The organism is Kribbella antibiotica (assembly GCF_004349055.1).
Lineage (GTDB): Bacteria > Actinomycetota > Actinomycetes > Propionibacteriales > Kribbellaceae > Kribbella > Kribbella antibiotica.
Genome location: NZ_SMKX01000210.1, coordinates 1 through 12,949, shown reverse-complemented (window position 1 = coordinate 12,949; position 12,949 = coordinate 1). Strand labels below are relative to the sequence as shown.

General features: G+C 68.3%; 14 protein-coding genes. 7 read left to right on the top strand and 7 right to left on the bottom strand.

What is annotated here, in order from left to right; translation table 11 throughout:
• Positions 1–206: 206 nt before the first annotated feature.
• Positions 207–1,397 carry an MFS transporter gene (locus tag E1263_RS39075; protein WP_132176935.1) on the bottom strand — a complete coding sequence of 397 codons (1,191 nt, stop codon included), beginning with the start codon at positions 1,395–1,397 and terminating at the stop codon, positions 207–209.
• On the bottom strand, positions 1,390–2,550 hold the full coding sequence (locus E1263_RS39070; RefSeq protein WP_238161973.1) for an MFS transporter: 1,161 nt from the start codon (positions 2,548–2,550) through the stop codon (positions 1,390–1,392). Before E1263_RS39070 ends, E1263_RS39075 begins: the two co-directional genes overlap by 8 nt.
• Positions 2,551–2,602: 52 nt before the next feature.
• Between E1263_RS39070 and E1263_RS39065 the strand changes: the two genes are divergently transcribed.
• Positions 2,603–3,379, top strand: a complete 777-nt coding sequence (locus E1263_RS39065) for a DeoR/GlpR family DNA-binding transcription regulator (protein WP_132176931.1) — start codon at positions 2,603–2,605, stop codon at positions 3,377–3,379.
• Positions 3,376–4,536 carry an MFS transporter gene (locus E1263_RS39060; protein WP_132176929.1) on the top strand — a complete coding sequence of 387 codons (1,161 nt, stop codon included), beginning with the start codon at positions 3,376–3,378 and terminating at the stop codon, positions 4,534–4,536. Before E1263_RS39065 ends, E1263_RS39060 begins: the two co-directional genes overlap by 4 nt.
• On the opposite strand, the gene E1263_RS39055 is transcribed toward E1263_RS39060, so the two are convergent.
• Together E1263_RS39055 and E1263_RS39050 are read right to left on the bottom strand one after the other, a co-directional pair.
• Entirely contained in the window at positions 4,520–5,632 is a 1,113-nt protein-coding gene (locus E1263_RS39055; protein WP_132176927.1) for a trans-sulfuration enzyme family protein, read from the bottom strand. The genes E1263_RS39060 and E1263_RS39055 overlap by 17 nt on opposite strands.
• The gene (locus E1263_RS39050) at positions 5,622–6,248 is read right to left on the bottom strand and encodes a TetR/AcrR family transcriptional regulator (RefSeq protein ID WP_132176925.1); all 627 of its coding nucleotides are present in this window, start codon (positions 6,246–6,248) and stop codon (positions 5,622–5,624) included. Before E1263_RS39050 ends, E1263_RS39055 begins: the two co-directional genes overlap by 11 nt.
• A gap of 109 nt (positions 6,249–6,357) precedes the next feature.
• On the opposite strand from E1263_RS39050, the gene E1263_RS39045 reads away from it, so the two are divergent.
• Both E1263_RS39045 and E1263_RS39040 read left to right on the top strand, forming a co-directional pair.
• Entirely contained in the window at positions 6,358–7,566 is a 1,209-nt protein-coding gene (locus tag E1263_RS39045; protein ID WP_132176923.1) for a cytochrome P450, read from the top strand.
• A gap of 20 nt (positions 7,567–7,586) precedes the next feature.
• The gene (locus E1263_RS39040; protein WP_132176921.1) at positions 7,587–8,687 is read left to right on the top strand and encodes a D-alanine--D-alanine ligase family protein; all 1,101 of its coding nucleotides are present in this window, start codon (positions 7,587–7,589) and stop codon (positions 8,685–8,687) included.
• Here the strand turns inward: E1263_RS39040 and E1263_RS39035 are convergent.
• The 3 genes from E1263_RS39035 to E1263_RS39025 are packed head-to-tail and all read right to left on the bottom strand — an operon-like array spanning position 8,624 to position 10,098.
• Positions 8,624–9,319 (bottom strand): DUF4129 domain-containing protein, encoded by a 696-nt coding sequence (locus E1263_RS39035; protein WP_132176919.1) that lies wholly within the window; start codon positions 9,317–9,319, stop codon positions 8,624–8,626. The genes E1263_RS39040 and E1263_RS39035 overlap by 64 nt on opposite strands.
• 57 nt (positions 9,320–9,376) lie before the next feature.
• Entirely contained in the window at positions 9,377–9,832 is a 456-nt protein-coding gene (locus E1263_RS39030; RefSeq protein WP_132176917.1) for a DUF3515 domain-containing protein, read from the bottom strand.
• 29 nt (positions 9,833–9,861) lie between these two features.
• Positions 9,862–10,098 carry an Lrp/AsnC family transcriptional regulator gene (locus tag E1263_RS39025; protein ID WP_184806149.1) on the bottom strand — a complete coding sequence of 79 codons (237 nt, stop codon included), beginning with the start codon at positions 10,096–10,098 and terminating at the stop codon, positions 9,862–9,864.
• A gap of 128 nt (positions 10,099–10,226) precedes the next feature.
• Here E1263_RS39025 and E1263_RS39020 point away from each other — a divergent pair, with 128 nt between their 5' ends.
• Genes E1263_RS39020 through E1263_RS39010 form a run of 3 tightly spaced genes read left to right on the top strand, consistent with a single transcriptional unit; the run spans position 10,227 to position 12,743 of the window.
• Positions 10,227–11,189 carry a thiamine-phosphate kinase gene (locus tag E1263_RS39020; RefSeq protein WP_132176915.1) on the top strand — a complete coding sequence of 321 codons (963 nt, stop codon included), beginning with the start codon at positions 10,227–10,229 and terminating at the stop codon, positions 11,187–11,189.
• Position 11,190: 1 nt separating this feature from the next.
• Positions 11,191–12,000, top strand: coding sequence for a bifunctional hydroxymethylpyrimidine kinase/phosphomethylpyrimidine kinase (gene thiD, locus E1263_RS39015; protein WP_132176913.1), 810 nt, complete (start codon positions 11,191–11,193; stop codon positions 11,998–12,000).
• Entirely contained in the window at positions 11,997–12,743 is a 747-nt protein-coding gene (locus tag E1263_RS39010; protein WP_132176911.1) for a DinB family protein, read from the top strand. The genes thiD and E1263_RS39010 overlap by 4 nt, the downstream gene beginning before the upstream one ends.
• Positions 12,744–12,949 lie beyond the last annotated feature (206 nt).

The window sequence follows — 12,949 nt, the reverse complement described above, 5'->3', positions numbered from 1 at the left end:
TCACCCGCGTCGCCTTCGGCTTCCACTCACCCACCGCACTCATCGCCCTGGCCATGCTCAACCTCGGCGGTCACCGGCCCACCCTCCCCAACCGAAACTGACCCACAGATCAGTCAGGAGAGCCCCATTTGGTGGGTGGGCCTATCGGCTTGTGGGTGTGCCCATGGCATGCGGTTGGCCCTCCCACATGCTGGTGGGTGAGCCCATCAAATGGGAGATGGCGCGTTGTCAGGCGAGGCGGGGCGGGGGCGGCCGGCGAAGGCGCCTAGGGCGATCTGTACGGCGGACAGTCCGGCGAAGGCGATGAGGGTGGCGTGCCAGGAGCCGGTCTGCTGGGTGAGGGCGCCGGCGATTACGGGGCCTGTCGCGGCTAGGAGGTAGCCGATTGACTGGGCCATGCCGGAGAGCTGGGCCGTTTCGAGGGGAGTGCGACCTCGGAGGCTGATCAGGGTGAGGGCTGCTACTAGGGCGGCGCCTTGGCCTAGGCCGGCGATGATGGCCCAGAGGACGGCCAAGCCCGGCGCCAGCAGCAGGCCCAGGAGCGCTACGACGATGGGGACGCTGGCGGTGACGGCGCCCGCGCGCTGGCTGACCGGGTTTTTCAGGAGGCGGGGGATGGTGAGGCCGCCGATGAGGCCGAAGCCTTGGAAGAGGAAGACGTGCACGCCCGCCGTTCGCTCCGAGATGCCGGTGGAGATTTCGATGGTGGGGAGCCAGTTCACCAGGAGGTAGAAGCTGGTGGATTGGAGGCCCATGAAGCCGGTGACTAGCCAGGCCATGGGTTGGCGCCAGACGCTGACCAGCTCAGCCCCGCGCGACACAACAGGTGGCGGAGGTTCGGCGCCGAGTGAGCGGGGGAGCCAGATGAGCGCGGCCAGCAGGGCCAGGCCGCCCCAGATGGCGAGGGAGAGGCGCCAGTCGGCTGCGTCGGCGATCGGTACGGCGACGATTGAGGCGAGCGCGGCGCCACCGGTGATGAAGGCGGTGTAGATGCCGGTGGCTCGGGAGACGTGGGCGGCGTAGTCGCGTTTGAGGATGACCGGGACCAGAACGTTGCCCACAGCAATTGATGCGCCGATGACGACGGTGCCGATCCAGAGACCGGCCGCGCCGGTGTACGAGCGGGCCACGCTGCTGACCGCCAGCACGAACAGCGAGATCAGCACTGTCCGCTCCATGCCGAAGCGCCGGGACGCGAAGTGCACAAGTGGCGAGGCGGCGGCAAAGGCGAGCAGCGGTAGGGCGGCTAGCAGACCCTGGGCGGTTTCGCCGAGGCCTTCGTCGGCGCCGATCCGGGGGAGGACCGGGCCGACGGCGGTCAGCGCTGGGCGCAAGCACAGGGCGACGAGGAAGACAGTCGCCGTGATCGCTGCTGCCCAACGGCCTCGCTTAGACATCTGCGCGCGGCCGGCTGCGTAGTACGGGGGCGAAGAAGGCCAGGGCCGCGGCGAGGACGGTGACCACGATGAAGGAGACGGTGAGGTTGCTGGCTTGGGCGATGCCGCCGATGATCGACGGGGCGACCAGGCCGGAGGCGTAGGTGATGGTCGCGACGCCGGCGATGGCTTGCGAAGCGTTCGATCCACTGCGGGCGGCGGCCACGAAAGCCAACGGTACGACGACCGCCACGCCGATGCCGATCAGCCCGAACCCGATCATCGCGGCAGCCGCATTCGGCGCGAGCACCACGAGCACTCCACCGAGCACCGCGATGACGCCGCTCAACCGAACCGTCCGGACGGCGCCAAATCGGTCCACGATCGCATCGCCGGTGAGCCGTGCCACGGCCATCGTCAATGCGAAACCGGTCGTCGCACCGGCCGCAACACCAGGCGAACTGGACAAGACATCCCGCAGGTAGACCGCCGACCAGTCCAGGCTCGCGCCCTCGGCGAACACCGCGCAGAACCCGACTGCACCGATCAGCAACGCGGATCGCGGCGGCAAGGCGAAGCGCGCCGGCGGCTCCTCGTCATCTTCGGGATGAATGTTCAGCACGAACTGGCAGACCGCGAGCCCGAGCACAGTCAGCACCAGAGCCGCGATGACGTGATGGACCTGGGCGCTCAGTTCGGCATGCGCAGCGACCGTGCCGATCGCCGAACCGATCAGCGCACCGAGACTCCACATCCCGTGCAGCCCGGACATGATCGACTTCTTCAGCCGGTGCTCGACCTCGACGCCGATCGCGTTCATGGCGACATCCGCCATCCCCGACGTCCCGCCGTACACGAGCAAGGCTGCGCACAGCGTCAGCAGATTAGGGGCGAATGACGGCAGGATCAGCGCGAGCGTCCAGAGCGCCAGCAGGCCGCGCAGCGCGGTGCGGGTGCCGAGGCGGTGGCTGATGCGCGCGGCCAGCGGCATCATCAGCGCAGCCCCGATCGCCGGGAAGGCGAGGGCCAGGCCGAGCTCACCAGGGGACAGGTGGGCGTGGTCCTGGATCCACGGGACCCGGGTCGCGAACGAGCCGGTCACCGAGCCGTGGACGCAGAAGACGGCGGCGATGGCCACGCGGGAGCGCTTGATCAGTTGGGTGTCGTCAGCCACAAGTAAACAGTCCATCTGTTCGAACGATCAGGAGGATGGTAGATTTCTGCGCGTGAGAAGTGCAGAAAGGCATCAAACGATCATAGATCGCCTGCGCGGGGGAAACCGAATCTCGGTCCAGGAACTGGTCGAGGCGACGGAGTCGTCGGATATGACGATCCGCCGCGATCTCGACTACCTGGCGGCGCAGGGGGTGCTCAAGCGCGTCCACGGCGGCGCCGTACCGGCGATGCCTTCCGGCGTCGAGCCGCCGTACAGTCTGCGCGCCCAGGCGGCCGTCGCCGCCAAGCAGGCGATCGCCCAGGCCGCGGTGGCGCATCTCAAGGACGGCGACACGGTCATCCTCGACAGCGGTACGACGGCGCTCGAGGTGGCGCGGCTGTTGCAGCAGCGCGCGGTCACGGTGATGCCGTTGTCCCTGCAGGTGGCCCAGGAGTTGGCCGATGCGCCGCGCGTTCGACTGCTGATACCGGGCGGCGAGATGCGCAAGGGCGAGCAGTCGCTGGTCGGTCCGCTGACCGTCGCATCGCTCAGGGCGCTGCGTTTCGATGTCGCCGTACTGAGTCCTTGTGCGTTCAGTCTGGATGCCGGTCTGACTGCGTTCGACCTCGGTGATGCCGAGGTGAAGCAAGCGGCGCTGGGCGTCGCGGCGCGGTCGATCGTGCTTGCCGACGGCGCCAAGTGGGACCGCGCTGCGCTCGCCTATGTCTGTGCGGCCGAACGGCCTGACCTGATCATCACCGACCCGTCCGCCCCCGAGGACCAGCGCACCCTGCTCATGCAGCGCGGCACGCTCGTCGAGGTGGCCGACCCGGAGGAATCCCCATGACAACGCTCCAGCAGGCCGCCCCGCCGAGAGCAGCCCGCATCGCCACCTGGCTGTACTTCGGCCTGAACGGCTTCGCGGTCGGGATGTGGGTCGTTCACATCCCCAGCATCGAACACGCGGCCGGCATCTCGCACAGTACCCTCGGCCTGCTTCTGCTGGCTCTCGGCGGCGCAGCCTTCGCCGGCATGCAGCTGGCCGGTCCGCTCGTCGACCGCCTCGGCCAGCGCAAGCTGGTCCCGGCCGCAGGCATCCTGCTCGGCATCGCGCTGTTCGGCCCTGGCCTCGCGACAAGCTGGTGGAGTCTCGGCCTGGCCTTGATCGTTCTCGGCTTCGGTAACGGCGCGATCGATGTCGGGATGAACGCGCAGGCCGTGGTGGTCGAGCGTGCTTACCCGCGACCGATCATGGCGGCGTTCCACGCGGTCTGGTCGATCGGTGGCGCCATCGCGGCGCTGATCGGCGCCGCTACGCTACGGGCCGGCGTACCGACTCAGACCACGCTCAGCACGGCTGGCGTCGTCTGCATTGTGATCGCGCTGGCCGCTGGGCGATTCTTGCTAGAGGCAACCGAGCCGCCCGAGGAAGAAGCAGCCGAGGAGCGCACCAAGCCGCCGGCCAAGCTCGTCTGGGCGCTCGGTGGACTGGCCTTCGGCCTGATGCTGGCCGAGGGTGTGGCCAACGACTGGGCGGCGCTGCAGTTCCGCGACATCCTCGGCACCTCAGTCAGTACGGCGGCCTACGCGTACGGCGCCTTTGCCGTGGCCATGACCATTGGCCGCTTCCTCACTGATCGCGTCGCCGCGGTCGTCGGCCCAGCAGCGATCGTGCGCTGGGGTGCAGCCATCGCGGCCGTCGGAATGACGATCGTCATCGTCAGCCCATGGGTCGCGCTCGGCCTCGTCGGCTGGGCGATCTTCGGCATCGGTCTGGCCGGCGGCGTACCGCAACTGTTCACCGCCGCAGGCAACCTCGACCCGCGCGCCGCCGGTGCACTGATGGCGCGCGTGGTCGGACTCGGGTACGTCGGTCTGCTCGCCGGCCCGGCGTTGATCGGCGGACTGGCGCACTGGATGCCGCTCAACATCGCGTTCATCCTGCCGCTCGTGCTCTGCGTCCTGACGTTCTTCGGCGGATCGGTGCTCAAGTCGCAGAAGTGAACGCCTGCTCCAGATCCGCCCACAGGTCGGTCGGGTGCTCGATCCCGACCGACAGCCGGATCAGGTCGTCGGGGATGGTCGGCACCTCGATCGCCCACCGGCGACGCCGTTCCAGCAACGACTCCACGCCGCCCAGACTGGTTGCGTGCAGCCACAATTTGGTGGACTCGCAGATCCGTTGCGCGAACTCGGCATCGCCGCCGACCTCGAACGACAGGATCGCGCCGAAGCCGGACATCTGGGCCGCTGCGCGAGCGTGACCGGCATCGTCCGGCAGGCCCGGGTACCGCACCCGGCTGACCCGCGGGTGCTCCAGCAGCTTCTGTGCCAGGAAGGCGGCGGTCGACTGCGACCGCTCCAGCCGCAGCGCGAGCGTCCTGAGCCCACGCAACGCAAGCCAGGTCTCCATCGGTCCCGGAATCGCGCCGAGACTGCGTCGCCGCAACTCCAGCGCAGTCCACAGCTCATTGTCCGCGGTGACCACCGCACCCAGTACGACGTCCGAGTGGCCGGCGATGAACTTCGTTGCCGAGTGCATCACGATGTCCGCGCCCAAGGCGAGCGGCTGCTGCAAGAGCGGCGTCGCAAACGTGTTGTCGACAACCACGGTCGCCCCCGCTGCCCGACCGGCCGCTGAGATCGCGGGCAGATCGGCGACCTCCATCGCTGGGTTGGTCGGCGACTCGACCCACAGCATGTCGGCGCCGACGACGGCCCGCGCAACAGCCTCGGTGTCGGCGACATCGACCCGATTGACGTGCAGCCGGCCAGTCGCTGCCTGCTGGTCGAGTAGCGCGAGCACTCCGGAATACGCGTGGATCGGCGCCACCACGCGACCACCGACCGGTACGAGATCGCAGACCGCCGCAGCGGCCGCCATACCGGAGGCGAACGTCAGTCCCCGACCACCTTCGAGCGCGCCGAGGGTCTCCTCGAACGCGGTCCACGCGTCGTTGCCGAAGCGCCCATAGCCGCGGTCGCCGCCTGCGACGTACGTCGAACTGAAGACCGGTGAATCGCTGACGGGTGCGTTCGGCACGCGCTCCGGGCGGCCGGCGTGGACAACGACAGTGGACGGATCGAGATCAGGGGCCATGTATGGCATTGTCGCTGGGCGCCGCCGGCAAGGGGATGCCGCCACCGCGCAGCAGGCTCATCGCGCGATGAGCCAGCTCCTTGACGTCGATGCCGTCCGGATTGTCGACCCACATCCGGACCACGGTCTCGATGATGTTCATCGCGCTCCCCGCCGACAGCGCTGCGGTGAACTCGACCAACTGCGGGTCCGGGCCGGACAGGCGCCGTACGAGCTCTTCGGTCAGCTCCTCGCGGAAGCGCCAGATCAGCTCTTGCAGGTGAGCGCTCACCGAAGGGGTCTGGTCGGCCATCTCGTAGACGGCGCGGACCCGGTCGGGGTTGCGTTCGAGCTCCTCCAGGACGCGCTCGATGACGGCCTGCAGGCCGTCCGGCAGATCCACCGGCGGCTGCTCGCGGAACCAGGCGACGGCGTCCATCAGGCAGTCCTCGACGAACTCGAGGACCAGCGTCTCCTTGGTCGGGAAGTACCGGTACAGCGTGCTCGGACCGACCTCGGCCGCGGCCGCGATCTGCTCGACCGTGGTCCGGCCGAAGCCGTGGTCGGTGAACAGCTCGAACGCCTTGTCGGCGATCAGCCGCCGGGTCCGTTCCCGTTTGAGCTCCCGCAGTCCCATCTGTACCTCCGCGGGCAGAGTACCGGGTGCCGACGCTCCGGCAGCAGCTGCCGAACGGCAAGTACAGTCATATGGTAGTGACTACCATATTCGAGCGATAGGGGTGCGCATGACCGAGAACGCGACCAGGCCGGCCTTTCCACTCGAGCGGCCGTCGGGCTGCCCGTTCGACCCGGCCAGCGGGTACGCCGCACTGCGCGACCGCGAGGCACCGTCGAAGGTGACCACCCCGGCGGGCGTCGACGCCTGGGTCTTCGCCCGGTACGACGACGTGCGGACGGTACTGCGGGATCCGGGCCTCAGCTCGCGGTCGGCGCCCTCTGAGCACGTGGTCGTGGACGCCGATCTGGAGCGCGAGGTGGAGTCCGGATCGATCCTGCAGGTCGACGGCCAGGCGCACCGGCGGTTGCGACGGGTGCTGGCCACGGAGTTCGCGGTCAAGCGGATGGAGGCGTACCGGCCGCGTGTCGCGGCGCTGATCGATGAGCACATCGACGCGATGCTCGCGCAGGGCGGCCCGATCGATCTGGTCGAGGCGTTCGCGCTGCCGATCCCGTCGCTGGTGATCTGTGAGCTGCTGGGAGTGCCCTACGAGGATCGGGCCGAGTTCCAGGAGCGCAGCGCGGTGCTGGTGTCTATCGACGCCGACCCGGAAGAGGTGCTGCGGGTCTCAGACGCACTGAACCAGTACATGGCCGGTCTGGTGATGGCCAAGCAGGCCAAGCGCGACGACGACATGCTGTCCCGCATCATCAGCCGCGGCGAGGAGCTGGGTGAGGACCTCACGATCCCCGAGCTGGTAACCATTGGCATCACCCTGCTGATCGCCGGCCACGAGACGACCGCGAACATGATCGCGCTCAGTACGCTCGCACTGCTCCGTGAGCCCGGTCAGCTCGCCGCACTGCGCGAGAAGCCCGAGTTGGCGGCCGGTGCGGTCGAGGAGCTGCTCCGCTACCTGTCCGTCGTGCACTTCGGCGTCTTCCGGCACGTGACCGACGAAATCGCCGCCGGTCCGGCCGTGATCGAGACCGGTGACTTCCTGGTGGCAGCACTGTCGGCAGCCAACCGGGACGCGGACGTGTTCGAGAACCCGGACGAGCTGGACGTCGCCCGGACAGGTCCGGCCCACGTGGCCTTCGGCTTCGGCCCGCACCAGTGCCTCGGCCAGCAGCTGGCCCGTGTCGAGCTGCAGGAGGTCTTCACCCGCCTCTACACGCGGATCCCGACGCTGCGCCTGGCCGTCCCGTTCGAGGAGATCAAGTTCAAGGACAACACCCTCGTGTACGGCGTGCAGTCGTTGCCGGTCACCTGGTAGCGAGCGCTACAGTCGGCCCGGTGAGCGCTGAACGCAAAATCCGGGTCGCAGTGGTCTTCGGCGGTCGCTCGAGCGAGCACGCCATCTCGTGCGTGACGGCGGCCAACGTCCTGCAGGCGATCGACCGGGACAAGTACGAGGTCATCCCGATCGGCATCAGCACCAGCGGCCACTGGGTCCTGGAGAGCGGTGACACCGAACACCTGTCGATCACCGACGGCAAGTTGCCGGAGGTCGACGTCACCGCCCTGCCGGTGCTGTTCGGCTCCAACCGCGAGCTGGTCGTGAACGACCCCGGTTCGGTGCCGAGCACGCTCGGCGAGGTCGATGTGGTCTTCCCGCTGCTGCACGGCCCCTGGGGCGAGGACGGCACGATCCAGGGCCTGCTGGAGATGACCGACATCCGGTACGTCGGCTCCGGCGTACTGGCGAGCGCGGTCGGCATGGACAAGCACTTCATGAAGATCGTCTTCCAGGCGGCCGGCCTGGCGGTCACCCCGTACGTCGTCGTCCGTGGGACCCAGGTAGATCGGGCTGCGGTCGCCGCACTCGGCTATCCGGTCTTCGTGAAGCCTGCACGCGGCGGGTCGAGCCTCGGGATCACCAAGGTTGATGGGCCGGACGAGCTCGACGAGGCGATCACGGCGGCTCAGGTGCACGACCCGAAGGTGCTGATCGAGGCCGCGGCGACGAATCCGCGCGAGATCGAGGTCGCCGTACTGCAGGGTCTGAACGGCGCGCGGCCCGAGGCGAGCGTGTGTGGCGAGATCACGGTGTCCGGTGGCGGGCACGAGTTCTACGACTTCGAGACGAAGTACCTGCCCGAGGGTGATGACTTCGCTGCACTGTCGATCCCGGCCGAGCTGCCGGACGAGGTCGCGGCGCAGATCCGGGAGCAGTCGGTGCTCGCGTTCGAGGCGATCGAGGGGGAGGGGCTGGCGCGCGTCGACTTCTTCCTGGAGCCGGACGGGCGCGTGGTGATCAACGAGATCAACACCATGCCGGGCTTCACACCCAAGAGCATGTTCCCGCTGCTGTGGAACGCCTCTGGGCTCGACTACCCGGCTCTGGTCGACCGTCTGCTCACTCTGGCTATGACGCGGTCAACCGGCCTGCGCTGAGGCACCAGGTCCTTCTGTAGACGCTCCAGTACGGCGCGTGCGGCGGACCGGTCTGTTTCGGAGCTGGAGTGAGTGGAGTAGCGAGCCTCGCGGTAGAGGGCGGCCAGGGCGTCCAGATCTGCATGTGACGTCTTGGAGCTGCTGAACACGCGTGCGGTGAACTCTGCCGACGTCTCGGCTGGCCGGCGTACCAGGTCGATTGCTGCCGCCGCTCGCTCCAGTGCGACCCAACATGCGATCACTGCGTCGTCCGGCGTACCGGTTTCGACCTGTGCGAGGCCGGTGGCCACTGCGTCGGCCAGGCGCTCGGCTCTGACGCGCTCACCTTCAGCGACCTTGGACCTGTCGCGTTCCCTTCGGGCGACGGCGTAGAGCGCCCACAGCAATCCCAGCCCACCAAGTACGGCCAGCATGACCAGGCCGACAGTGAGCATCGCGTTGAACCAGTCGGGCATCTGGTCGTTGCTGATGCGAGGGGCCGGGGCGTTGTCACCAGGCCGATGCTCGATGGGGGTGCGTGGGCGACCGGGTCCGACCGGCCGGACCGTGCCACTGGAGGCGGCGAGGATCACGATCACCGTCAGCGCGAGACCGGTGGCCAGCACAACCGGACCCCGCCGTGTCCCCCTCACCTCAGCGAGGCTAGGTGGCGCTGCGCCTGGCTGGGCGGGTCTGGCCTAAACCTGCCCTTAGGTGCAGGGGGTGACGAGCTTGTTGTACTGCTTGACGGCGTCGGATACGTCGGTCAGCGCATTCGCCTCGGGGCTGTACTTGGACGGCACGGCCAGCTCCAAGTAGAGCGTGCGGCCGATCGTGGTGAAGATGACGCCGTTGCTGACCTCTTTGGCGAACCAGCCGACGCCGTTCACCTCGAAGCACTGGGACTGCGCCTGGACCATCCCGGCCGGTGGTGAGACCCCACAGGTCACCTCAATCGGCGGATCGCCGTACGCGGCGGTGAGCGGGCTGACCGGCTCGGTCTCGCGGCGCTCCGCGTCGAGCACCTTGGCCGGCAGGGCCTTGATCAGCGGCTCACAGGCCGCAGCGACCTCTGGCGCCGGTGACGGCACCGGGACAGGTGTGGCGCCCGGGCTGCACCCGGCGAGCAGAAGCAGGCCGAGTGCAGCGAGCAGGAACCTGGGCATGCAGACAGAAGGCGGAAGGAGTCTTCCGATCAGATGTGGACGACCGGGCAGGTCAGCGTGCGGGTGATCCCCGGCACGTTCTGAACGCGGGCAACCACCAGTTTGCCCAGTTCGTCGACGTTGCGGGCTTCCGCGCGGACGATCACGTCGTACGGACCGGTGACGTCCTCGGCCAGGGTGACGCCCTGGACCTCGGCGATCTGCGCCGCGACATCGGCGGCCTTGCCGACCTCGGTCTGGATCAGGATGTAGGCCTGGACCACCACGTCGTTCTCCACTCAGTCGTCCTCAGCTGGGCACCGGCCACGGTACTGCACAGGAGCCGGGCGTACTCTTCGTTGCCCGGTCACGGTACCGCCTAGACTCCGTTCCGGTACATGGGAGGTCTGCTGACGTGACAGAGACGTTGGGGAGCACAGGTGAGTTCGGTCTCATCGAGGCCCTCACCAAGGGGCTGTCCACCACTGAGGACGTCCTGGTCGGTCCCGGTGACGACGCTGCGGTGATCGCCGCGCCGGACGGCCGCGTGGTGATCACCACCGACATGCTGGTCGAGGGCCGGCACTTCCGTCAGGACTGGTCCTCCGCGTACGACGTGGGCCGCAAGGCCGCCGCGCAGAACCTGTCCGACATCGTGGCGATGGGCGCCCGGCCGACGTCGCTGGTGATCGGTTTCGGGGGACCTGCCGACCTGCCGGTCGCATGGGTCAAGGAGCTCTACCAGGGACTCGTCGACGAGTGTGAGCTGGTCTCCGCGACCATCGTGGGCGGCGACACCGTGCAGTCCGACAAGATCGTCATCTCGGTGACAGCGTTCGGTTCACTCGACGGACAGCCGCCGGTACTGCGCTCTGGCGCGCGGCCAGGTGATGAGGTCGCAGTGGCCGGCCGGCTGGGGTGGGCCGAGGCTGGAGTCACCGTGCTCACCCGTGGTTTCCGCTCACCGCGGACCGTCGTCGAAGCGCACCGACGCCCACAACCGCCGTACGCCGAGGGTCCGCGGGCAGCACGCGCCGGTGCGTCGTCGATGTGTGATGTGAGCGACGGACTGCTCGCTGACCTCGGCCACATCGCTGTGGCGAGTCAGGTGATCATTGACATCCACACCAAGGCTCTCTCGGTGCCGGAGCCGCTGCAGGCGGTTGCGGCGGCCACTGGGCTGGACGCGCTGCAGTTCGTGCTGACCGGCGGTGAGGACCACGCACTGGTCGGGACCTTCGAGCCGGCCGACGTACCGGAGGGCTGGACCGTCATCGGTTCGGTTGCCGAAGGCAATGAGGACCGCCCGGCCGGTTCGGTCACCGTCGACGGCGCGCCGTACGCGGCGCAGTCCGGTCACGTCCACTTCAGGAGCTGAGATGAATCGACCACCGCGCGTGCTCACCATCGCCGGCTCGGACTCCGGCGGCGGCGCCGGCATCCAAGCCGACCTGAAGGCGATGCTGGCGAACGGCGTGCACGGGATGAGCGTGCTGACCGCGATCACCGCGCAGAACAGTCTGGGCGTGCAGGGCGCGTGGGAGCTGCCGGAGGAACAGGTGCGGGCGCAGTTCCGCAGTGTGGTCGACGACATCGGCGTGGACGCGGTGAAGACCGGCATGCTGGCGTCTGAGTCGATGGTGCGAGTTGTCGGGTCGCTGCTGCGGACCCTGCCGCCATCAGTGCCGATCGTGGTCGATCCCGTGTCGGTGTCGAAGCATGGCGACGCACTGCTCGCAGCGGACGCCATGGACGCCGTACGGACCGAGATCGTGCCACTGGCGACGGTGCTGACGCCGAACCTGACTGAGCTCGGCCCCGTCGCCGGTGTCTCGTTGGAGACCGTTGAGGATCGCGATCTGGCCGCCAAGATCTTGCTGGAGGCCGGTGCGTCGTGGGTGCTCGTCAAGGGCGGGCATGATGTCGGCACCGCCGCGGTTGACGTGTTGCACGGTGCAGGGGTGCGTCGGGCTTACAGTGCGGTCCGGGCCGACAATCGGCACACGCATGGCACCGGATGTACCTTGGCCAGCGCGATCGCGTCGTACCTTGCCCGCGGTTATGACGTTGAGAGTGCGGTCGGTGCAGCCAAGGAGTACGTGACCGGTGCGATCCAGGCCGGGTTCGCACTCGGCGGTGGGATCGGTCCGGTTGATCACGCGTGGAGATTTCGAGGGAGTAGCAGTTGACGAAGCAGCCCCCGGTCGACGGGTACTGCGAGCAGTGTGGCTTCAACTACAACACCGGTGACCTGCAGGGCACAGTGACCCTGCTCGTTCGCCAAGCCGCCGACTGCAGCATGGCACTGATCAAAGCCGCCGCAGGTCCGGACAGCAACGTCGTACGGTTGCGGCCCGAGCCTGAGGTGTGGTCGGCGATCGAGTACGCCTGCCATGTGCGCGACGTGCTGGAGGTGCAGCGCTTCCGCATCGCCCAGTGCCTGGCCGAGGACCGTCCGGTGTACGCGCCGATGGACCGCACCGGCCGGGTGAAGCAGGAGAAGTACGAGAACCAGGACCCGATGGAGGTCGCGGCCGCGCTGGTCCGCTTCGCCAAGGACTTCGGTGCCGCTGCGCGCGTCCTGACGCCACCGGAGCTCGCCAAGCTGGGTTTGTACAACTACCCGGTCCGGATGCCGCGCTCGCTGAGCTGGGTGGTTCGCCATACGGCGCATGAGATCCAGCACCACCGGCACGACATCATCGGCATCCTGGCCAAGCTCGAGCCCCCGATCGTCCCCAAGCCCAAGCCCGTCGAGGTCGAAACCGAGGGCGAGACGGAGACCGACGGTGAGACCGCCGAGGGTGAGACTGCCGAGGGCGAGACGGAGACTGAGGCCGAGGGCGAGTCGCCCGAAGCCGCAGAGTCGGTGCAGCCCGCGGAGTCCCCGGAGAGCGCCGACGCCGATCCGGATCCCGCTCGCCCCATTTGATGGGCTGACCCACGGGGTTGTGGGTGGGCCCATCGCATGCGGCTAGCTCTCCCACACTTTGATGGGCGGGCCCACCAAATGGGGCTCTCCTGACTGATCTGTGGGTCAGTTTCGGTTGGGGAGGGTGGGCCGGTGACCGCCGAGGTTGAGCATGGCCAGGGCGATGAGTGCGGTGGGTGAGTGGAAGCCGAAGGCGACGCGGGTGA